Raw genomic sequence first — 21,800 nt, 5'->3', positions numbered from 1 at the left:
TGTTGATTTTGTCACAAAAACAGTCAATATGTTCACAAAATCTGTACCTTCGAAGCTTTCACAAGACTTTCAATTGTATCCCAATCATCTTTTGCTAAACTGTCAACGATTTTACTGCCGACAATAACACCGCTTGTAAAGGTGCCGAATTGTTTAACCTGTTCAGGGGTGGAAATGCCGAACCCTGCTAAAACAGGCGTATCTGTATAGCTTTGAATTTTTTTAAAGTGGCTTTCTAAGTCGCCTTCGAAAGTGGAGCGAGCACCAGTGATTCCATTAACTGTCACCGCATAAATAAATCCTTCGCTTGCTTTTGTAAGCTTTTCAATTCGCTCTGGCGTACTTGTCAATGAAACAAGCTGAACTAAGTCAACGCCATATGCCTTAAGTGAAGGGTGAACGATAGTACTTTCTTCTAGTGGCATATCTGGAATAATGACGCCGCGAATGCCTGCCTCATAAGCATCTTTTGCAAATGCATCGATTCCGTAGGCTAAAATCGGGTTTAAATAGGTCATTGCCACTAATGGAACGGTAATTTCATCTGCGAAAGAGGCAAGAGTTTCAAGTACTTTTCGTAATGTTGTGCCCTTTGCTAATGCTCTTACAGCAGCCTCTTCAATCGTCGGTCCATCCGCTACAGGGTCGGTGAAGGGGATGCCCACTTCAATCGCAGTGACTCCTAGTTGTTGCAATTTCAAAATCGTCGGTTTCAACGTATCAAGCCCGCCATCGCCAGCCATTATGTAAGGAATAAAAGCTTTATGGCCTAGGCGAGTTGCTTCTACAATTGCTTCAGTTAATTGGCTCATGATAAGTCACCTCCAAGGGCATCAAAAATTGTATGAACGTCTTTATCTCCACGGCCGGATAAACAAACGACAATAATCTGATCTTGGTTCATTGTTTTTGCAAGTTCAGTAGCATAATAAACGGCATGGGCGCTCTCTAAAGCAGGGAGAATCCCTTCTGTTTGGCAAAGAAGTTTAACCGCCGCAAGCGCTTCTTCATCAGTTGCCATGACATATTGGGCGCGGCCAGTTTCATACAAATAGCAATGTTCTGGGCCGACTCCCGGATAGTCAAGCCCTGCGGAAATGGAGTGAGCTTCTTGTACAAATCCGTCATCATCTTGCAATAAGTACATATAAGCGCCATGCAATACACCCGTTTTTCCACCGTTAATAGCAGCTGCATGTTTTCCGGTTTCAAAGCCTTTTCCGGCAGCTTCCACACCGTATAGAGCAACCTCTTGATTTTCAACGAAAGGATAGAACATACCAATGGAGTTGCTGCCACCTCCGATGCAAGCAACAACAGCATCAGGCAGTCGGTTTTCCTTTCCGATAATTTGTTTTTTCGTTTCATCGCCAATGACCCGTTGGAAGTCGCGGACAATTGTAGGGAAGGGGTGTGGCCCCATGGCAGAGCCTAAAATGTAATGGGTTGTTTCTACATTTGTCGCCCAGTAACGCAACGCTTCGTTGACCGCATCTTTTAATGTTCTTGAGCCTTTATCGACAGCCACCACTTTTGTACCTAAAAGTTCCATGCGGAATACGTTCAATGCTTGACGCTTTACATCTTCTGCTCCCATGAAGACGATGCATTCCATGTTGAGTAGGGCGCAGGCAGTTGCAGTTGCGACACCATGTTGACCAGCTCCTGTTTCGGCAACAATTTTTATTTTGCCCATCCGTTTTGCAAGCAATGCCTGGCCAAGAGCGTTGTTAATTTTGTGGGCTCCTGTGTGATTTAAATCTTCTCGTTTTAAATAAATTTTTGCGCCGCCACAATGCTCAGTAAGTCGTTCTGCAAAGTAAAGGGGCGTTTCTCTGCCAACGTAATTTTTTAAATAGTAGTGAAGTTCCTGTTGGAAAGACTCATCATGTTTATATTGTTCATAAGCTTCTTCAAGTTCCAGTAAGGCTGTCATTAATGTTTCCGGAACAAATTGACCGCCAAAACGACCGAACTTGCCTTTTACTTTCGTCATGTCATTTAGCTCCTTTAACCGTTTATTGTAAAGTTGTTGCTGCTTGGATGAATGATTGAATCAGTTCACAATTTTTCTTTCCATCTTGCTCAACGCCGCTTGAAACATCTACAGCGAAAGGGTGTACCGCTGCAATCGCCTGCTGCACGTTCAAAGCATTCAGTCCTCCTGCAAGTATTACTTTCTCTTTAGGGATGGAAAGTTGATCAAGTAAAGACCAATCAAATGCTTTACCACTCCCGCCAGCGAAATCTGTTCCGGGAGCATCGAATAAATAGTAATCTACGTTGTACTTGCTAGCTTTTTCAACATCGCTAAGCTCGCGGATGGAAAAAGCTTTGATAGAAGGGAGTCCTAGTTTTTCGATAAAAGTTGGTTCTTCATTGCCATGATATTGAATGAAATCGAGTGGTACTTTTTCAAAAGCTTCTTTCACTTCATCTTCTGTCGGATTGACAAATACACCAACTTTTTTCACATGTTTCGGTACTATTTGTGAAAGTTCACAGGCCTTTCTGATGGAAATTTGTCTTTTGCTTGGCGCAAACACAAAGCCTAAAAAATTCGCTCCTGCAGCAACTGCACAATGCACGTGAACTTTTTCTTTTAATCCGCAAATTTTCACTTTTGTCATCGCTCTACATCCTTAAGGGAGGAAGTTTTATTTGGAAAGATTTTAATGTCTCTTCCACATTGCCGCTTCTCATCAACGATTCGCCGACAAGAATTCCACGAGCTCCCGCTTTAGCAACACGTTCGGCATCCACTGTTTCAAAAATGCCGCTTTCACTAATAAAGGCAATGTTATCAATTCGATTGATTGTTTCTGCCAACTTTTCAGTTTGAGCCAAGTCTACTTGGAATGTTTTTAAATCTCTGTTATTGACGCCAATCAATTTTGGATGAAGGCAAAGGGCTCGTTTCAGTTCTTCCTCGCTGTGTACTTCAACAAGTACCTCCAATCCTAAACTGATTGCGTACTCATACAATTCTGATAATGTTTCATCATCTAATGCAGCGACGATCAGAAGAATGACCGATGCACCAGCATGAAGTGCATAATCGATTTGAGCTTTATCGATGATGAAATCTTTATTTAAAATTGGAGTATCCACATGATTTGCAATGCTGGCCAAGTCTTCAAAAGATCCTTTGAAAAACTTTTCTTCCGTTAAAACAGAGATGCATGCTGCACCAGCTTGTGCATATCGTTTTGCTTGTTTTACTGGGTCGGCGTTCTCATTTATGATGCCTTTAGAAGGGGAGGCTCGCTTCATTTCTGCAATAATTTGAAGAGTGTTAGATTTTCGTAATGCATCGTACAATGATGGCCGTTTTTTTAAAGGAATGTCCCATTGGGGCTTTGATTCTTTCAATTTTGAAAGAATCGCTTTTTTATGTTCAATTATCATATCTAAAATCGTCATTAAATTGCTTGCTCCTTTATTGTGTTTTGGCTAAATTCAATCACTGCTTCTAGTTTCTTATAAGCACGACCGGATTCGATGGCATCACGAGCCATGGAAACACCTTCCTTCAATGTTTCGGCAATGCCGTATGCGAAGAAACCGAGAGCTGAATTTAAAACGACTGCATCATAGTATGGCGAGCGTTTTCCTTTCAATAATTCTTTTAATATTTCAGCATTTTCTTCCGGTGTACCACCACGGAGGTGTGATATCGATGCAGGTTGTAAACCCAGTTCTTCAATGTTGATGGTGAAAGGTTTAATTTCGCCATTTTCCAACAGGGCAGAACGGTTTCGGTGGTCGAGAGAAGCTTCATCCATGCCTTGTGATCCTGAAATAACGATAGCTCGCTTTCTCCCTAAAATACTTAATACTTTTGCATATTCCTCCACGAAATCTGGACGATTAATGCCGACTAGTTGAACCTCTAAGTCAACAGGATTTGTTAAGGGGCCAACTAAGTTGAAAATGGTTGGCTTACCAATTGCTCGACGAACTTCACCGATGCGTTTCAGTTTTGGATGAACGGCCGGGGCATATAGAAAAGTGATTCCTTCTTGTTCCAATAACTGTACGGACTCATGGACAGTAAAATCTGTATGAATGCCTAGTGCTTGTAGGACATCGGCACTTCCAGAAGAACTAGAAATTTTCCGATTGCCATGTTTTGCGACTTTCACAAAGCTGCTTGCTAATACAAAGGCAGAAGTTGTACTGATGTTGAAAGTTTTCAGACCGTCGCCCCCAGTACCGCAAATATCGATATAAGTACCTTTTGTGACAGGGAAATGAATGGCATTGGATTTCATCACGATGGAAAGTGCGGCAATTTCCTCCGCTGTTTCACCTTTTTCATGAAGTGCTACTAAAAATTCAGCAATTGCTTCTTTTGGTGTTTCCTCGTTAAAGATGATTTCTGCCGCTTGAATCATATCGTCATAAGATAAGTTTTCTTTTTCTTGAACACGTTTTGTAAAAACATGAATGTTCATTCTATCATCCTCCAAATTTAAAATTTGAAGTTTAGATAGAATAGCCGGTGGGAGAAATAAAAAAACCTCTGCAAAAGGGCATGAAAACCCATTTGCAGAGGACGACCTTGCTGCCGCGTTGCCACCTCTATTGAAGCAGTTATGACTTCCACCTCGGTGTGCTCACTGTCGTGAACACTTCCCAATAACGCGGGAAAGACGTCAACCACTTGCGCAGTTGCTCTCGTAAGGCCCATTCACGAAAAGGAATGCACTAGTTTCCACCAACCACTAGCTCTCTATCGCATTACACATTTCGCTACTTTTCCTTACTCATCAATTTTGCTCGGCTATTCTCAACTAAACTCAGACTCTGCTCAACTAAGCTACCGGTGCGGTGATTGTGCTTCCACAACCTTTCTCCGCCACGTTTGATTGCAGTATATTTTATTCCGAAATTGTATGAATGTCAATAATTTTCGGTAAATTCGGGAAGGAAAATGTTATTCGAATAAATAAGTATTTTCGAATTGATAAATTGCTAAATTCAAAAAAATAATTACTGATTGTAAAAATCCATCAAATCCAAAAGAGTTCGTTCGTTTTTAATCCTAGTATAAAAAAATAGCACAGACTGTACATTAGTCTGTGCTACTAGTTTTATATTATTGATCGATTAAATTTTTGAAATTTAATCGTTTATCTAGCAATTGCATAATTGGAATACCGATTAGTAAAACAACCGCTTCACCAATGGCTGTAGTTAACCACGAAAGCCAGAAGGGAAGCTCTAACGCTAACTTTAATTCTAAAGCGATAATCCACATCATGAATGTGAAGACAAATGAGTTAATCAACATACGATAGGCGATGTTTTTCACATATTTGCTAACGATGATAAGAATCGTTAAGCAAATAACGGAGTGGGCTACTCCGAAGACTAAATCAAACCAGCCTAGAGGTGAAAATAAGTTTGATATAAATACGCCTAATACAACACCTAGCATATAGCGAGGGTTAAAGGCAATTAGGTGGTTAAAGATTTCAGCGATGCGAAATTGAATATCGCCAAAGCTTAAAAATGATAGCGTATACGTTACCGCAATATAAAGTGCAGCTATGATTGCGGACATTGCCATAAATTTTGTTTTCATTAAATTTTCACTCCTTAGTTTTTTATCGTGGGATTTCGCGAACCACGGTGTGATAAGCACACAAAATATAATTCTATCATAAACAAAAAGAAAATCAAATTTAGCTTTGGAAAAAATTAACGATGATAAAGGGAAGATTTCGTACAACAAAATAAAGTTCACAACTTTGTCACAAAATATTCATTATTTCAAAAAAACAATTTATTCTAGAAAATCCTCGTAATTTAGCGATTTAAAGCGATAAATTAATATTACTAAAGTAATAAAAAGAATTTTCTTAAATTCAGAACATTCCTAATGTTATTGACTCTTGAACTATGAGAATGTAATATATCGTTAAACTCTAGCTTTATTTGAATAAAGCGAAAATATTTTTTATTCGAAATTGTTAGTAATTTTTCGAAGGATAGTGGGGGAAATTTGTATGAAAAGTAGCATGAAAAAACTATCATTTTTGCTCTTTGGTTTAGTGTTGCTTCTAGCTGCTTGTGGCGGCGGCGGTAATGATACATCTGAATCGAGCGAAAACAACACAGAAAACGAAACAACAGAAGAAGTAAAAAATTATAAGATTGGTGTAACACAAATTGTTGAACATCCATCTTTAAACGCTGCATATCAAGGATTCCAAGATGCATTGAAAGATGCTGGTTTAAATGTTAAATATGATTATCAAATTGCACAAAACGATAATAGTTTGAATACGCAAATTGCACAAAACTTAGCAAGTGCAGGAGTAGATTTGATTTTCGCCAACTCCACTCCATCTGCACAAGCTGCTAAAAATGTAACAACTGAAATTCCAATTGTTTTTACATCTGTAACAGATCCGGTTGCAGCTCAATTAATTGATTCGATTGAATCACCTGGTGCAAACGTTACTGGTACGATTGACTTGCACCCAGAAGCAATTAAAACAACGGTAGAATTCATGAAAGACGCTTTAGACGTTAAATCAATCGGAATGGTTTACAACGCAGGTGAACAAAACTCAGTAGCTCAAGTAAACCAAGTGAAAGAGATTGCTGATTCATTAGGTTTAAAAGTAGAAGGTGCTACTGTATCTCAAAGTTCAGAGATCAAACAAGCTGCAGAATCTTTAATCGGAAAAGTTGATGCATTTTATATCATTACAGATAACACAGTCGTATCCGCTCTAGAATCTATTATTCAAGTAGCAGATAGCAATAAACTACCGCTTGTTGTTGGTGAATTTGACTCTGTAAGACGCGGCGGATTGTTGGCATTTGGTTTCGAGTATTACGATATCGGATATCAAGCTGGTGAAATGGCTGCAAAAATCTTAAAAGGTGAAGCGACACCTGCAGATATTCCAGCAGAATATCCAAATACATTGAAATTAGTAATGAATAAAGATGCAATTGAGAAACTTGGTCTTGAAGTGAAAGACGAGTGGGAAGCTGAGCTTGTCGAAACACAACAATAAAATATTTTCAACATGTTAGGAGAGATGATTCAATATGTTTACAGCAATGTTCGGTGCAGTTGAGCAAGGAATCATCTACGCAATAATGGCACTCGGAGTGTATCTAACATTCCGAGTGTTAGATTTTCCAGACTTGACGGTAGATGGTAGCTTTGTTTCGGGTGCGGCTACAGCTGCAACAATGATTGTTTTAGGTTATCACCCAATATTAGCTACGTTAGCAGCGATTGTCGTAGGATTTATTGCAGGATGTATCACTGGTTTGCTCCATACAAAAGGAAACATTAATCCGCTCCTTGCCGGGATCATTATGATGATTGGCCTCTATTCCGTAAACCTGCGAATTATGGGCTTCTCAAGTGAAAATGCAACGAGCCTTCCGAACGTTCCTCTACTAAATAGTGAAACAATCTTCACTAAAATTTATTCTTTCTGGGAACATTTAGGGATTGATGCATTTTTCAATAACATTTTGACGAGTTTAGGAGTAAAAAATCTTCCACAAACTTGGGAAATACTTTTTGTCATGATAATTCTTACAACAGCAATTAAGTTCATAGTGGATTGGTTCCTCAAAACAGAGATTGGTCTAGCGATTCGTGCTACGGGGGATAACAAACGAATGATTCGCAGTTTTTCTGCGAATACGGACACTTTAATTATTTTAGGTGTTGGATTATCGAATGGGTTAGTAGCGTTAGCGGGGGCTTTAATCGCCCAATATAATAAATATTCCGATGCGACAATGGGGATCGGGATGATTACAGTTGGTCTAGCATCTGTCATTATCGGTGAAGCGATTTTTGGAACGAAATCAATCATGCGCACTACTTTTGCGGTAATAGTTGGAGCAATTGTTTATCGGATTGTACTTGCGATTGCATTGCGAGTGCCATTCCTCGATGCAAGTGATATGAAATTGATTACAGCCATCATTGTAATCTTAGCGTTAATCGTTCCGCAAATGATTGATAAGCAAAAAGATAAGAAGCGGAAGGCGAAGCGACTGCAAGAAAAGCTAGCCGCTGCTCAACTAGAAAAGCAAGGAGGCGATCACCTTGCTTAAGCTAGAAGGCATTAACAAAATTTTTAATGAAGGTACACCAGATGAAAAGGTGGCTTTGAATAACATCAATCTTCATTTAAAACCTGGAGATTTCGTAACGGTTATCGGAAGTAATGGTGCGGGAAAGTCAACAATGATGAACATGATTTCTGGAGTATTAAAACCAGATGTTGGGAAAGTATGGATTGATGGAAAAGACGTAACCCATTTACCTGAATACAAGCGCTCTCATTATATCGGGCGCGTTTTCCAAGATCCGATGGCGGGTACGGCACCATCTATGACGATTGAGGAAAATCTTGCAATTGCCTATGCCCGAAATTCCAATCGTTCATTGAGGTTAGGTGTGAATCGACAACGCCGCGACTTCTTCCGTACCTCCCTTGAAAAATTGCATTTAAATTTAGAAAATCGCTTAAATGCAAAAGTAGGATTGCTATCCGGTGGGGAAAGACAGGCATTGTCATTATTAATGGCAACATTTACGCAACCTGCGATTCTATTACTAGATGAGCATACGGCAGCTCTTGACCCATCACGAGCAGAATTGATTACGAACTTAACAAAGCAATTGGTAGAAGAAAATCATTTAACAACGTTAATGGTAACGCACAACATGCAACAAGCCATCGATTTAGGCAATCGTTTAATTATGATGGATAAAGGGCAAATCATTTTAGAAGTAGATGAAGATCAAAAACCAAACTTAACAATTCCTGACTTAATGGCTGAATTCGAACGCATCCGCGGTGAAAAAATGAATTCTGACCGAGCGTTGTTGGGGTAATTAATGTTGATATAGCCAACTCTTTATTATAAGGGTTGGTTTTTATTTTTTTTTAAATGCCAAAATAAAAATGAATACTATCCTTCCAACTTGAAAAAAATAATACAAAATCTGTTAATAAAATCTAAAACCCGAGCGCTTATCACATTAAACGCTCGGGTTTCTTTTTGTTAAATCAACAATCCAAATAAAGTGCTGTCTTTATTCACTTCTTTAAACTCAAAACCATTCACTCGCATGCGATCGATTAAGCCTTCATAATCTCCCGGTTTGCTTACTTCAATTCCGACTAGTGCAGGACCTTCTTCTTTATTGTTTTTCTTCGTATATTCAAATCGGATAATATCATCATTAGGGCCGAGAACAACCGTTAAGAATTGGCGTAATGCTCCTGCGCGTTGAGGGAAGTTGACGATAAAGTAGTAAAGCAAACCTTCATATAATAATGATTTTTCTTTAATCTCTTGCATACGGCTGATATCATTATTGCCACCTGTAATAATCGCAACGGCCGTTTTTCCTTTTAGCTGATCCGCATAAAAATCAAGGGCGGATACTGGTAATGCGCCGGATGGTTCTGCAATGATAGCGTGTTTATTATATAAGTCAAGAATAGTTGTACTTACTTTTCCTTCCGGTATTGTAATAATATCATCTAAATATTTGCGGCAAATTTCATAAGTTTTTTGCCCAACAGATTGAACTGCTGTACCGTCGCAAAACTTATCAATTTTTTCTAAAGTGACAGGTCCGCCATTTTCAAAGGCTGCTTTCATGCTTGGAGCGCCTTCTGGTTCAACACCAATCACTTTTGTATTTGGTGAAATGTTTTTAATATAGGCAGCAACTCCGCTCATTAATCCTCCGCCACCGATACCTCCAAATACAAAATCAAGAGGTTCTTCAATGTCATTTAAAATTTCTACGCCCAATGTGCCTTGTCCAGCGATGATATCATAATCATCAAAAGGATGAATAAAGATCATTTCATGTTCCAAACAATAATCCATCGCTGCATTTGCTGAATCATCAAATGTATCGCCAGTTAACACAATCTCCACATAATCGCGACCGAACATGCGCACTTGGTCGACTTTTTGTTTTGGAGTTGTCAACGGCATGAAAATGGTTCCTTTAATCTTTAAATGAGCACAAGAATAAGCTACCCCTTGGGCATGATTGCCGGCGCTGGCGCAAACAACACCTCTTGCACGTGCTTCATCTTCAACTTTTTTAATTTTATAATAAGCACCCCGTAACTTAAAGGAGCGCACTGATTGTAAATCTTCACGTTTTAAATAAATATTCGCACCATACTTTTCTGACAGATATTCATTTTTTTGTAATGGCGTATGAAGTACTACATCTTTTAATTGGTGCTGTGCTTTTAAGATGTTTTCAACAGTAAAGCTTTTATCCGCAACTTCCATTTTAAATTTAACCTCCGTTAGTTCCAGCATTTATTTATTTTAACATAAGATTCAGTATTTTATGAAATTTATAAATGCCATACTGTAAAGTCCCTTTATATGTATATGATTTCATACATAAAACTTTTGAAATATAAATAATATACAGAATAGTCTAAAGACAGCTTTTAAAAAAATCAAGGTATAAATCGATAAAAAAAGAAAAAAATTTGTTTATTTAAAACGTTAAAGTGTTAAAGTTATTTGAATAATCGACATGCTTCCATTAGTAGGAGCCGTATTTAAAAAAACACCATTTTCTCAAAGGAAAATGGTGTCACATAAGTTAAAAGATTAAGTGAGCGATGAAAGCAACTATCGGTATTGAAATGATTGTGCGAATTAAGAAGATAATAAACAAATCCCAAATTTTTAATGGAAGTTTTGTACCTAAAATCAAGCCACCAACTTCAGACATATAAATTAATTGCGTAACAGAAATTGTTGCGATAAAGAAACGAGTTAATTCAGACTCGATTCCAGCTCCTAATATAGAAGGAAGCAACATATCCGCGAATCCAATAATCATTGTTTGGGCAGCTTCGTCTGCGTAAGGAATTTGGAACAATTGCAAAATCGGTTCGAATGGCATTCCTAAAATTTTAAAGAAACTAGTATATTCTGCAAGAATTAATGCTATTGTACCGAATGCCATGATGACCGGTGTAATGGCAAACCACATTTCCAAAACATTTTTAAAGCCTGAGCGAACCACGTTTAATAAATTTCGATTGCTATGGGCTTTATCTAACGCATTTTGTAGGCCAAAAGTAAATGAATTAAATCCTTCCGGAACATCTTCACGGCGACTTTCTGGAGTAGATCCGTCAAAATTCGTATCCGGTTTATTTCGTAAAGGATAGATTCTTGGCATAATGACAGCCAAGATTAAACCAACTAAAATGACCGTACCGTAAAATTGCAAGAAATAATGGCCAAGATCTACCGTTTCAACAATCACAAAACAGAAAGTAATCGAAACGACGGAAAAGGTAGTGGCGATTGTAGCAGCCTCTCTCGCTGTATAGTTTCCTTGCTCATATTGTCTACTTGTGAGAAGCACACCAATTGTGCCGTCTCCAACCCAAGAAGCTAAACAGTCAATAGCAGCTCGTCCAGGAATTTTAAAAATGGGACGCATAATTTTTACCATCATGGAACCAAAAAATTCTAATAGCCCGAAATCTGTCAAAAGTGGCAACAGTAACCCGGCAAATAAGAACAATGAAAACATCATTGTTACTAAGCCGCCATCAGGATTTAATAACAAGCCAGATGTATTTTCACTAGTGAAGGCTTCCGGCCCGATTTGGAACAAATATAACGTTGCAAATACGACCGCTAAAATTCGCATTACTGTCCAGAATGCATGAGTACGGAATAAAGCATCGAAAATCGTCACTTTTCCTGATTGCGGTACAAAGTGCATCACAATAGATCCAACAGCAGCAATAATAAAGACAACATACGCAAACCAATGGATAAAGGTTACGATATTAGCAGAAAGACCGTTCGCCAAAAGTGCGATTGGAACCTTAAGTCCATCTGGCGTACTTACAGGAATAATGAATAAAAAGATACCTAAAATCGAAAGACATAAAAATAAAAACCATGTATATGGATGAAATTTTTTTACCATAATAAACCCCTCATTAATTTTTATTGCATATTTATACACTATAAATGGTATTTATACTGATGTCTATATAAATAGAAAAAATAATAGTATTTCGAAAATTTTATACTTTTCGTCTTTTATACTACACTAAAATAGCAAAAAACTGCATAAAAGAGAAGAGGGAAAATAAAAAAACACCATTTGTGAAAAAAATGGTGTTTTTGGGTTGCATAAAAAAGCATGCTTTTCAATTAATCAACAAACGAAATTGTATAAAACTTCTCATAATGAAACCAACTATCACTCATCGGTTGACCTTCATCAATCCGTTTTTGATTTTCTTCAACCATCCATGCTGTTTGAGAATTATGAGCTAGTAATGCTTTTAATTTATCTTCCTTGACGGTTGTAATATCAATAATGACGTCTGGTTCTCCTTTTTCAGCGATTGTATTATTGGCAAATCCGACACCGTAAACTGTCGGGCGATCATCTTTCGGCATTCGACGAACTGCCTCAACAACTGCTCGGCCAGTGGCTTCATGATCTGGGTGAACGCTGTAATTTGGCAAGAATGTGATGATGAGAGAAGGGTTCAATTCGGAAATTAAATCTTGAACGAGCTTCACCATTTTTTCATCGTCTTCAAATTCAATCGTTTTGTCTCGGAAGCCCATCATTCGTAAATCTTCTATCCCCATTGCTTTACATGCTTCTTGCAATTCTTTTCGACGAATTTCAGGCAATGATTCACGAGTAGCGAAAGGAGGATTCCCAAGATTGCGTCCCATTTCTCCTAAAGTTAAACAAGCGTATGTAACGGGAACTCCCATATTGCGATAAAGTCGAATGACGCCGGCAGATGAAAAAGCTTCATCATCTGGATGTGGAAAAACAACTAAAACGTGGCGCTGTGGTTTTAAAGTCATATTAATCCCCTCCTTAAGAAAATGGCGTTTCACTAATTTCTAGTGCAATCGCTAATTTTCCTTCGTGGTTTAACCCAGCCATTAATAGTCTACCTTGTTCATCTAATTCATAATGGGTAATCCCTTGCGCATAAACCCATCCGTTTTCCAATTTAAGCCCGACGCGGTGGGGATTATCATTGATGACTTTTCCATGTTCATATCGAATTTTCGCGTTGCGGATAAATGCGCTGGCATTAAAAAATTGTTCGTTATAGTGAGTGGCATAAGAGCCATTTGTCGTTTCGAGGTGTATATAAACATCTTTATTTGCAAATGAGTCAATTAACTTTTGAAGCTCTAGCACATCAACTTCCTTCATTCTCATTCCCCTTTCCAGAGACTTATGTTATTAGTATAGTAAAAAATTTCACTCGATGAAAAGAAAAAGCAATGCGAATGAAAAATATTGAAATGAATGAAAAACACCCGTACATTTTCATTGTACGGGTGTTTTCTTAATAAAATGCTATTTTTTTGAAATTTCATTGCTTTTGGGGAATGGATGAATGTCATTGGGAAAGTGTATTTGGAAATTAAATTTCTTTTATTGTAACTTTTGGAGCTCCAAATACGTTTTTTGCTCCATGCATCACTGGACCAACATATTGATTCAATCGCCAGCCATGCTGGATTGCTGCTGCAACGAATTCTTTTGAAGCAACAACTGCTTCTTGTACGGATAAGCCATTTGCTAAATTTGCAGTAATGCTTGCTGCAAAAGTACAGCCTGCGCCGTGATTATAATTTGTTTCAATAGGGTCCGTCTCTAATGCATAAAACTTGTCCCCATCGAAAAATAAATCAATGGCTTTTTCTGTTCCGAGAGAACGGCCACCTTTAATAACCACGTTTTTTGCGCCTAATGCATGAATTTTTTCTGCCGCCTCTTTCATTTCTTCAATGTTTTTTGGTGTTTTCATTCCAGCTAATTGTCCCGCTTCAAACAAGTTTGGAGTTGTGACAAGGGCAAGAGGTAGAAGATATTGAATCATGGCATCCACATTACCTGGGTTTAATACTTCATCTTCCCCTTTACATACCATCACTGGATCAATTACAACATTATTAGTTCCTGATTGTTGAATGCCTTCTGCCGCAACCTGAATCACTTCTTCATTAGGAAGCATTCCAGTTTTCACTGCATCAATGCCGGTAGAAATGGCCGTTTTTAGTTGTGCTTTCAATACATCAATAGGCAATGTATATACACTATGTCTCCAACCATGATCTGGATCCATTGTTGCAATGCAAGTTAAAGCTTGTATTCCATAAGTGCCGTATTCTTGGAAAGTTTTTAAATCTGCGTGAGTTCCGGCGCCGCCTGATGCATCAGACCCAGCAATTGTTAATGTTTTCTTCAATGTCAATTTGCTCAACTCCTACTTAATGATTGTGTTTTTAGTATATACCTAATCTGACTTTATAAAAATGGTCAGAATGATAAAAAATGATGTAGCCAGAACGCAACTAGCTAGGTATAAAATATAAATAAAGAGAAAGTTTCCCAAAGCGTGTCCGAACAGATTATATAAAACTATTGATAATCTTCACGTAATCAAGTAGGTTGAAAGAGAGGTGTTCTGATTTGAAAAAAGTATTCAATAATGACTGGCAAGAAATTTTGCAAGATGAATTCGAAAAAACTTACTACAAAAATTTAAGAAAATTTGTAGCTGAAGAATATAGTACAAAAATTGTTTATCCGCCAATTGATGAAGTTATGAGTGCTTTTTACTCTGTTCCATACAAAGATGTAAAAGTTGTCATTTTAGGTCAAGATCCATATCACGGACCTGGACAAGCTCACGGCATGTGTTTTTCTGTTAAACCAGGTGTGCCTCATCCACCAAGTCTACGAAATATATTCCTTGAATTACATAATGATTTAGGCTGTCCTATTCCCAAGGACGGCTATTTAATGAAATGGGCGAAACAAGGAGTATTCTTATTAAACACGGTGTTGACAGTGAGACAAGGGGAGGCCAACTCCCATAAAGGTATGGGCTGGGAGCAATTTACCGATACAGTTATTGAAAAATTAGCAGAGCGGCAAGACCCAATCGTTTTTGTATTATGGGGAAGACCTGCACAAATGAAAAGGGCAATCATTCAACGAAAGGGGTCTCATCACTGCATTTTACAAGCGCCCCATCCAAGCCCATTAAGCGCTCATCGCGGATTTTTCGGGAGTAGACCTTTCTCTAAAATCAACGCACAGTTAATTGAATGGGGAAAAGAACCAATTGATTGGTGTTTAACATAAAATGAGCACCAACTTTTTAGAAAGTTTTTGAACAACTTTGATTGAACTTTTCACAACATTGGAAATTTGGTAGAGTGAAATAAAAGGTGGGTTTCCCATGGAAGTCAACTGTTTTAAGTGTAAATATTTTAAAGTAACGTGGGATCCAAACAATCCACGAGGTTGTACAGCTTATCAATTCAAAACAAGACAATTACCGTCTGTTGTTGTAAAACAATCTTCCGGGATGGATTGTTTAAAGTTTGAACGAAAGGAATTACAGGGGGAAAGAAAATGATTTCCTACGAAAGATTGTTTAACGAAATTGAACGTTATGTGGTACAAGCAAAACAAACGACTAGTGAACAAGAGTTACGTGAATTGTTGAGCGCCATTCGAGCGTTATGTGATGTAGCATTAAACTCAGAAAAACGACCAACGTCCTTTGCCCAAAAAGACCAAGTGCAAAGTTATGTGCAAAGGCAAATGCCAAGCTATGTGCAAGTATCTCACGGAAATCAACTTCCCCCTTCAACCAAACTAGATGAAGAGGATGCAAACGGGGAATCAATTTTTGATTTTTAAAAATAAAAATAAAAAAGAGGTTTTGTAAAATGAAAGGTTCTATTATAACAGGTGCAGTATTTGGCTTTTTAGCGGTTGCATTAGGAGCATTCGGTGCACATGCATTAAAAGAAGTATTGGATGACTATGGTGCAGGAATTTGGGATACTGCTGTTCAATATCAAATGTTTCATGCAGCGGGCATCGTTCTAGTGGGTATTTTAATGCATCCAAGATTAATAGGAGATACGTCTCCTTTAAAATGGTCGTTTCTCACTATGTCCATTGGTATTTTATTCTTCTCTGGCAGTTTATACATACTCGCTGTTTCGGGTATCGGAATTTTAGGTGCTATTACCCCAATCGGTGGAGTATTATTTTTAACAGGATGGGTTTTGCTCATCATTGGTATAGCAAAAAGCAGAATTTACTAATCAAAACTTTAGCAGTTTGAAGTCCATGTGAACGGCTTTAAGCTGCTTTTTTTATGGTTTTAGGAATATATTAAAGAAAGTATAAAAAGTATAATTTGATATTCCGCAATATTTCGACACATTCTATGGTGCTTATTCATGGTACGATAATATGTAAAAGGACGCAACTTGGAAAGGGGTTTTTACATTGGAAAAATTATTGCTATTGTTAGATCGATACTATGAGGAAATGGTTTCCATTCGAAGATATTTACATGCAAATCCAGAGCTATCTTTTCAAGAAGTGCACACACCTCAATATATTGCGAATTTCCATCGTGAAATAGGCCTTGAAGTTCGAGAAGGAGTCGGTGGAAGAGGAGTTGTAGCCACTTTACGTGGAGCAAAACCTGGAAAAACAGTGGCGCTCAGGGCTGACTTTGATGCATTGCCAATCCAAGAAGAAAACGATATCCCTTATAAATCAAAGGTAGATGGAGTTATGCATGCTTGTGGGCATGACGGTCATACGGCAACGCTCTTAATATTAGCTAAAGCACTTTACGAAATGAGGGAAGAAATCAGCGGGAATATTGTGTTCATTCATCAATTTGCGGAAGAAGTGCTTCCGGGCGGTGCAAAACCGATGATTGAAGATGGTTGTTTAGATGGGGTAGATGTGATTTTCGGAACGCATCTTTGGGCTCCTACGCCATTAGGAGAAATCCATGTAAAAAGTGGTGCGATTATGGCAGCTCCAGATATGTTCGAAGTGACAATTCATGGTAAAGGTGGACATGGAGCAGAGCCTCATAATGCTATAGATTCCATCGTCCTTGGTGCTCAATATGTAAGCCAGTTGCAAACCATCATTTCGCGAAGAATTAGTCCACTCAAACAAGCGGTCATTACGGTAGGACAATTTGAAGCTGGGAAAGCGTACAATATTATTTCGGAAAAAGCTACATTAAAAGGAACTGTCCGTACACTCGATGAAGAGGTGCGCAATCAAATTGAAAAAGAGTTGGAATCTCTGCTTAAAGCGATATGTGATGGAGCAAATGCGACTTATGAATTTAAATATACGAGAGGTTATCCTGCCGTTGTGAATCATCCAGATGAAACAGCCTTTTTAGCTGATATTGCAAAAGCCATTTCTGAAGTAAATCAAGTAAAAGAATGTGAACCATTGATGGTTGGAGAAGACTTTGCTTATTATTTGCAAAAAGTGCCCGGTACATTTTTTATAACTGGTGCAAAACACCCGGATTGGGAAACAGCATATCCACATCATCATCCAAAATTTAATTTTGATGAACGGGCGATGTTAATTGCTGCAAAAACGATGGGACTTGCTACACTATCTTATTTGGAAAATAGAAAATAATATTAATTTTTATAAAATCTTCCTTATATCTAATAAAAAATGAAAAAGAAAATAGTATAATAGACTTATAGTATATTTCCATATGATGAGGTGACCAGGATGAGCATCGGGGGAAAAATGAATGTAGCTTTTTATTCCTTAATCGGGCTACTGTGTATATCGATGATTGTTAGTTTTATAAATTTTAATAGAATCGATAATCAAGTAGATGAGGCATTAAATGAACGAGTGGTAGCGCTTCAAGAAGTCTCTTCAGTTCGTTATCAAGTAGCCAAACTTGATAATTCAATCACAAAATTTCTTCTTACGAAAGATTATTCCAATTATGAAATGGTCAGTGTATACACACAATTAATCGATCAGCAAATAGCAAAGTTAGAAGAATTAGCTGCTACCGATACGATGAAAGGTTATATTGATGAATTAAAGCAATATAAACAAGCATTTGATGCAGAGTTTGCCATAGTAAACGAAACTATTAATTATGAAGAATTAAATAACGAAAATATTCAATCCATTCGCCAAGGTCTTATTGATACGATTGATAAAATAACTCAATACCAGACGGAACAATTGGAAGAGATAAAAAAAGAAACCAATGATGCCATCTACTCATCCAACTTTACTGCCGTGATTGTCTTAATTGCCAGCTTAATTGTCAGCGGAATTTTAGTATATTTTGTACGAAAAACAATTACGTTACCTTTAAGAAAAGTAATGGAAGCAGTAAAAGTGGTTTCATCCGGTAATTTAACGGAAAAGGATTTAAAAGTGAATTCAAAAGATGAAATTGGCCAGCTTTCAAAAGCATTTAATACGATGAAAAATAATTTAAAAACACTCATTCAAAGCGTACAGCAAAACTCGGAACAATTAAGTGTTGCAGCACAACAGCTTTCTGTGAGTACTGAGGAAATTACTTCCACAAGTGAGGATATGTCTCGTCGCGTTAATTCGACAGCGGAAGTGGCTCAGACGAACTCTCAAGCGGCAAATGATTCCGCTCGAGCGATGGATGAAACAGCTATCGGCGTACAAAAAATTGCTGAATCCACTCAGCTTTTACATTCCAATTCTATAGATACGAGCAATATGGCCGTACACGGTGGAGAAATTATTCTACATGCAGAAAAACAAATGGATACCATTAGTCTTTCTACGAGCCTTGTTAATGATTTAGTTCAAAAATTGAGCAAACAAACAGAAGAAATTGAAAATATATCAAGGGTTATTGCTGAAATTACAGATCAAACGAATTTACTAGCGTTAAATGCTGCTATTGAAGCGGCTCGGGCAGGGGAACATGGAAAAGGATTTGCTGTAGTTGCTGAGGAAGTTCGTAAACTTGCAGAAGAATCAAAAGAATCGGCAAGTCAAATTACTGAACTGACGGTGGAAATTAAACGAGATACCGAAAATGTCGAAAAAGCTGTATCCAATTCATTACGTTCAGTGGAAGACGGCGTAAAAGTCATTTCAGAAGCAGGACAAAACTTCGCTAACATTGTGAAAGCAATTGAACAGATGAAAATCCAGATTGAGGAAATATCCGCAACAAGCGAACAAATTTCTGCAAGTGCTGAGGAGGTTTCTGCTGCGATCAATGAAATTTCCATTGCATCCACTGAATCTGCGAGCGAAATTCAAATGGTTGCTGCAAATATAGAAGAGCAGGCTGCAACAATCGAACAAGTGAATAAAGTGGCTGCCGAATTAAATGATAATGCTCAAAACTTACAAAAGGAAATCAGAAAATTCCGCATCGAATAAAAGGATTAACGACTTGTCCGAATAATCCATAAAAAAGAGCGAATAAGGAAATGTAAAGTTTCCATTCGCTCTTTTTAATTTTGTGTAGTCTATTAGTCTAATAGTCGATGTTTGACGAAAATGTGTAGCGTTAGAAATTAAGTAATTGCATTTTAGTTGAAAATGTAGATTTTGTTTCACTAACGCTGAGGTCTAGTCGGTGTATTAATATATCTAAATCCTTCTTCAAATCGCGCATAGTCAAAGTAAATCATTGGTAATAAGTATACGTGATTTGTATTCGCTTCTCGAATCACCGCATGATCTCGACCGGCTTGCATGACTACTCCGCGAATGCGCAATGTATTTCCTTTGTTTTCGCTTGGATTTTCTGCACTTGGGAATGTGAAAGAAAATGTACCTGTTACACCGATATTTTCACGTAAAATGTTTTCAATGTAAGATTCCTCTGTTTGTCTACCCCCAGTACCAGGCAACACAGTTCCGGAAGGTGTCATCCAATTTCCGCTTTGTACAGAAGGTGGCGTTTGCTGCATTTGGCCTTGGCCAATAAATGGTTGTTGATAGTATTGATTTCCCGATGCACCAGGACCCCAATAATAGTAAGTCACTCAAAACACCCTTTCATAATAATTTAATGCTTAAATACCAGGACAAACGCCTTCAGCAGGTGCAAAAAAACAGTGGGACTTATAACGACCGGTATTCCATTGTCCATACCATTGAGCAGGGCAGCTTCCTGTAGGCATGAAAAACCAAAGAGCTCTGTCGCCAGGAACGAAGCGTTCTCCATTAATCACTCTGCGTGCTAATGCAATATCTTGCGGACGTGCTCGTTGGTAAAAATAACTTTTTTGTACTGCCTCAAAACCACCAGGGCTTTGATAAACCATATCTTCAATGGACCGTATGTTTTTAAAATCTAGACAGTCTGCCCGTACCCGATTCACCCCTACATTCCCAACTAACAACATGCCAAGGTCTCCATCTCCTTCTGCTTCGGCTCTCATCAATCGAGCAAGTAAGGCAACTTGCGCTTCATTAGTTGCAATGACGGCGATTTTTCATACCTCCTCAAAATAATGTATGCAAGCCATCACGAATCAGAATAAAATTTGCAAAAAATGTTTCATTTACTTGAATAAAGATATTTTACGGCATGGAGTTGTATAAAGTGAGACTCATATCAATAAACTAGAATTGAAAAGTTTGACGTGTTTCGACATGCAACACTATTGAATAGAATATGAGTAGAGGTGTTAGTTTGTGACGAATTGGGGAATAGATAATACTAAATAGAGGGGAGAAGAGAGCAACTAGATTATTTTAGTGGGAGTTGGTGAAATTGCAATTAGGTGTATGGATTGGGATTGTCGTCAGTGCTATTTTGGCGTTTATTATTGCAAGTTTCTTCAATCAACCGCTCCATTGGTATCTGTTTATTTTAATTCTTTTCATCGGCTTTTTACTTCAAACAATCATTATGATTTTAAAAACGCCTGATGAAAATGAATGAGCGAGACGCAACAACACGTCTCGCTTTTTTAATTACCGAATTTCAAGTAATTTTGCGAATTTTTCTTGATCTAATAAGTTGCCAACGAGGAACTCGCCAAATTCTCCGAAGCGGGCAGAAGCTTCATCAAAGCGCATTTCATAAACAATTTTCTTAAATTGAAGCATATCATCTGAGAATAATGTTACGCCCCATTCGTGGTCATCTAAACCAGTAGAACCAGAAATAATTTGTTTTACTTTTCCAGCATATTTGCGTCCAATTTCACCATGAGAGCGCATTAAATTACGGCGTTCAGACATTGGCAACATGTACCAGTTGTCATTACCTTGACGGCGCTTGTCCATTGGATAGAAACAAACATATTTAGTTCGAGGTAGTTCCGGATATAAACGTGAACGAACATATGGATTTTGATATGGATCTTCGTTCGAATCGCTTGCTAAATAGTTTGAGAGCTCCACAACAGAGAAATAAGTATATGTTGGAATTGTAAAATCAGCTATTTTTAATTTATTAAATTCAGTTTCTAATTCGTGAATTTCTTCTGGCGTTTCACGAAGAATCATTAACATAAAGTCCGCTTTTTGGCCAATTGTAGAATAAAAGGCATGAGAACCAGTTTTAGCTTCGTGAACTTGATTTAATTTATCTAGATATTGATTAAATTCTTCAATCGCTGCTTGGCGTTCCTCTTCAGAGATTAATTTCCAAGAAGCCCAATCCATTGCACGAAAATCGTGCAGACAGTACCAGCCATCTAAAGTTAATGCTGCTTCGCTCATTGCTTTAACACTCCTTCGAATTGATAATCATTCACAATAATCTTAGCATAAATTATAAAATATTCCTTGCAAATAAACTTAAAATTAATGAACCTTTCATGAAATCGTTTACTTTCATTCAAAAATACTTTTGTGTATCCTTGAAATAGAGACGCTTATTAATATACAAGGAGTA

Annotated in this window: 24 protein-coding genes, 1 riboswitch and 1 other annotated feature; of the genes, 10 read left to right on the top strand and 14 right to left on the bottom strand. The window is 37.8% G+C overall.

What is annotated here, in order from left to right:
• Positions 1 to 32: 32 nt before the first annotated feature.
• From trpA to NST00_RS00685, 6 genes are all read right to left on the bottom strand, one after another.
• A complete protein-coding gene (trpA, locus tag NST00_RS00710; RefSeq protein WP_016837323.1) occupies positions 33 to 812 on the bottom strand; it encodes a tryptophan synthase subunit alpha in 780 nt (259 codons plus the stop codon).
• Positions 809 to 1,996, bottom strand: a complete 1,188-nt coding sequence (gene trpB, locus NST00_RS00705; protein WP_340709489.1) for a tryptophan synthase subunit beta — start codon at positions 1,994 to 1,996, stop codon at positions 809 to 811. The genes trpA and trpB overlap by 4 nt, the downstream gene beginning before the upstream one ends.
• Positions 1,997 to 2,018: 22 nt before the next feature.
• Positions 2,019 to 2,630 (bottom strand): phosphoribosylanthranilate isomerase, encoded by a 612-nt coding sequence (locus NST00_RS00700; RefSeq protein WP_016837321.1) that lies wholly within the window; start codon positions 2,628 to 2,630, stop codon positions 2,019 to 2,021.
• 4 nt (positions 2,631 to 2,634) lie between these two features.
• Positions 2,635 to 3,423, bottom strand: coding sequence for an indole-3-glycerol phosphate synthase TrpC (gene trpC / locus NST00_RS00695; RefSeq protein WP_340709488.1), 789 nt, complete (start codon positions 3,421 to 3,423; stop codon positions 2,635 to 2,637).
• Positions 3,423 to 4,457 carry an anthranilate phosphoribosyltransferase gene (gene trpD, locus NST00_RS00690; protein WP_340709487.1) on the bottom strand — a complete coding sequence of 345 codons (1,035 nt, stop codon included), beginning with the start codon at positions 4,455 to 4,457 and terminating at the stop codon, positions 3,423 to 3,425. Before trpD ends, trpC begins: the two co-directional genes overlap by 1 nt.
• 94 nt (positions 4,458 to 4,551) lie before the next feature.
• Positions 4,552 to 4,782, bottom strand: a binding site (T-box leader).
• Positions 4,783 to 5,101: 319 nt separating this feature from the next.
• A complete protein-coding gene (locus NST00_RS00685) occupies positions 5,102 to 5,590 on the bottom strand; it encodes a QueT transporter family protein (RefSeq protein ID WP_016837317.1) in 489 nt (162 codons plus the stop codon).
• Between the two features lie 8 nt (positions 5,591 to 5,598).
• Positions 5,599 to 5,642, bottom strand: a riboswitch (PreQ1 riboswitch).
• Positions 5,643 to 6,014: 372 nt separating this feature from the next.
• On the opposite strand from NST00_RS00685, the gene NST00_RS00680 reads away from it, so the two are divergent.
• The 3 genes from NST00_RS00680 to NST00_RS00670 are packed head-to-tail and all read left to right on the top strand — an operon-like array spanning position 6,015 to position 8,890.
• Positions 6,015 to 7,037, top strand: a complete 1,023-nt coding sequence (locus tag NST00_RS00680; RefSeq protein WP_340709486.1) for an ABC transporter substrate-binding protein — start codon at positions 6,015 to 6,017, stop codon at positions 7,035 to 7,037.
• A gap of 34 nt (positions 7,038 to 7,071) precedes the next feature.
• The gene (locus tag NST00_RS00675) at positions 7,072 to 8,103 is read left to right on the top strand and encodes an ABC transporter permease (RefSeq protein WP_016837315.1); all 1,032 of its coding nucleotides are present in this window, start codon (positions 7,072 to 7,074) and stop codon (positions 8,101 to 8,103) included.
• Positions 8,096 to 8,890: an ABC transporter ATP-binding protein gene (locus NST00_RS00670; RefSeq protein ID WP_339289264.1), complete on the top strand. Its 795-nt coding sequence runs from the start codon at positions 8,096 to 8,098 to the stop codon at positions 8,888 to 8,890. Before NST00_RS00675 ends, NST00_RS00670 begins: the two co-directional genes overlap by 8 nt.
• A gap of 170 nt (positions 8,891 to 9,060) precedes the next feature.
• Here the strand turns inward: NST00_RS00670 and ilvA are convergent, their stop codons facing one another.
• The 5 genes from ilvA to thiD all read right to left on the bottom strand — a co-directional run bounded on the left by ilvA (position 9,061) and on the right by thiD (position 14,315).
• The gene (ilvA, locus tag NST00_RS00665; RefSeq protein WP_339289263.1) at positions 9,061 to 10,320 is read right to left on the bottom strand and encodes a threonine ammonia-lyase IlvA; all 1,260 of its coding nucleotides are present in this window, start codon (positions 10,318 to 10,320) and stop codon (positions 9,061 to 9,063) included.
• A gap of 325 nt (positions 10,321 to 10,645) precedes the next feature.
• Positions 10,646 to 11,998, bottom strand: a complete 1,353-nt coding sequence (locus NST00_RS00660; RefSeq protein WP_340709485.1) for a YjiH family protein — start codon at positions 11,996 to 11,998, stop codon at positions 10,646 to 10,648.
• A gap of 230 nt (positions 11,999 to 12,228) precedes the next feature.
• Complete coding sequence (gene bshB2, locus NST00_RS00655) at positions 12,229 to 12,906, bottom strand: bacillithiol biosynthesis deacetylase BshB2 (RefSeq protein WP_339289255.1); 678 nt, start codon at positions 12,904 to 12,906, stop codon at positions 12,229 to 12,231.
• Between the two features lie 13 nt (positions 12,907 to 12,919).
• The gene (locus NST00_RS00650) at positions 12,920 to 13,267 is read right to left on the bottom strand and encodes a YojF family protein (protein ID WP_016837310.1); all 348 of its coding nucleotides are present in this window, start codon (positions 13,265 to 13,267) and stop codon (positions 12,920 to 12,922) included.
• Between the two features lie 214 nt (positions 13,268 to 13,481).
• A complete protein-coding gene (gene thiD, locus NST00_RS00645) occupies positions 13,482 to 14,315 on the bottom strand; it encodes a bifunctional hydroxymethylpyrimidine kinase/phosphomethylpyrimidine kinase (protein WP_340709484.1) in 834 nt (277 codons plus the stop codon).
• Between the two features lie 218 nt (positions 14,316 to 14,533).
• On the opposite strand from thiD, the gene NST00_RS00640 reads away from it, so the two are divergent.
• The 6 genes from NST00_RS00640 to NST00_RS00615 all read left to right on the top strand — a co-directional run bounded on the left by NST00_RS00640 (position 14,534) and on the right by NST00_RS00615 (position 19,324).
• Entirely contained in the window at positions 14,534 to 15,211 is a 678-nt protein-coding gene (locus NST00_RS00640) for a uracil-DNA glycosylase (RefSeq protein WP_016837308.1), read from the top strand.
• Between the two features lie 97 nt (positions 15,212 to 15,308).
• Entirely contained in the window at positions 15,309 to 15,488 is a 180-nt protein-coding gene (locus tag NST00_RS00635; RefSeq protein WP_016837307.1) for a hypothetical protein, read from the top strand.
• Positions 15,485 to 15,775 carry a YwdI family protein gene (locus tag NST00_RS00630; protein ID WP_016837305.1) on the top strand — a complete coding sequence of 97 codons (291 nt, stop codon included), beginning with the start codon at positions 15,485 to 15,487 and terminating at the stop codon, positions 15,773 to 15,775. Before NST00_RS00635 ends, NST00_RS00630 begins: the two co-directional genes overlap by 4 nt.
• Positions 15,776 to 15,804: 29 nt before the next feature.
• Positions 15,805 to 16,188: a DUF423 domain-containing protein gene (locus tag NST00_RS00625; protein WP_016837303.1), complete on the top strand. Its 384-nt coding sequence runs from the start codon at positions 15,805 to 15,807 to the stop codon at positions 16,186 to 16,188.
• A gap of 187 nt (positions 16,189 to 16,375) precedes the next feature.
• On the top strand, positions 16,376 to 17,554 hold the full coding sequence (locus NST00_RS00620) for a M20 family metallopeptidase (protein WP_016837302.1): 1,179 nt from the start codon (positions 16,376 to 16,378) through the stop codon (positions 17,552 to 17,554).
• 99 nt (positions 17,555 to 17,653) lie between these two features.
• Positions 17,654 to 19,324, top strand: coding sequence for a methyl-accepting chemotaxis protein (locus NST00_RS00615; protein WP_016837301.1), 1,671 nt, complete (start codon positions 17,654 to 17,656; stop codon positions 19,322 to 19,324).
• Positions 19,325 to 19,503: 179 nt separating this feature from the next.
• Here the strand turns inward: NST00_RS00615 and NST00_RS00610 are convergent, their stop codons facing one another.
• Together NST00_RS00610 and NST00_RS00605 are read right to left on the bottom strand one after the other, a co-directional pair.
• On the bottom strand, positions 19,504 to 19,935 hold the full coding sequence (locus NST00_RS00610; protein WP_016837300.1) for a spore coat protein GerQ: 432 nt from the start codon (positions 19,933 to 19,935) through the stop codon (positions 19,504 to 19,506).
• Positions 19,936 to 19,965: 30 nt separating this feature from the next.
• A complete protein-coding gene (locus NST00_RS00605; RefSeq protein ID WP_210730808.1) occupies positions 19,966 to 20,334 on the bottom strand; it encodes a cell wall hydrolase in 369 nt (122 codons plus the stop codon).
• A 335-nt stretch (positions 20,335 to 20,669) separates the two neighbouring features.
• On the opposite strand from NST00_RS00605, the gene NST00_RS00600 reads away from it, so the two are divergent.
• Complete coding sequence (locus tag NST00_RS00600; protein ID WP_016837298.1) at positions 20,670 to 20,840, top strand: hypothetical protein; 171 nt, start codon at positions 20,670 to 20,672, stop codon at positions 20,838 to 20,840.
• 32 nt (positions 20,841 to 20,872) lie between these two features.
• Here the strand turns inward: NST00_RS00600 and hemQ are convergent, their stop codons facing one another.
• Positions 20,873 to 21,625, bottom strand: a complete 753-nt coding sequence (gene hemQ, locus NST00_RS00595; protein WP_096550296.1) for a hydrogen peroxide-dependent heme synthase — start codon at positions 21,623 to 21,625, stop codon at positions 20,873 to 20,875.
• Positions 21,626 to 21,800 lie beyond the last annotated feature (175 nt).

Source organism: Ureibacillus sp. FSL K6-0165, from assembly GCF_038004285.1.
GTDB lineage: Bacteria > Bacillota > Bacilli > Bacillales_A > Planococcaceae > Ureibacillus > Ureibacillus thermosphaericus.
The sequence above is the reverse complement of the archived record's forward strand: the minus strand, read 5'-3'. Positions and strand labels throughout refer to the sequence as shown.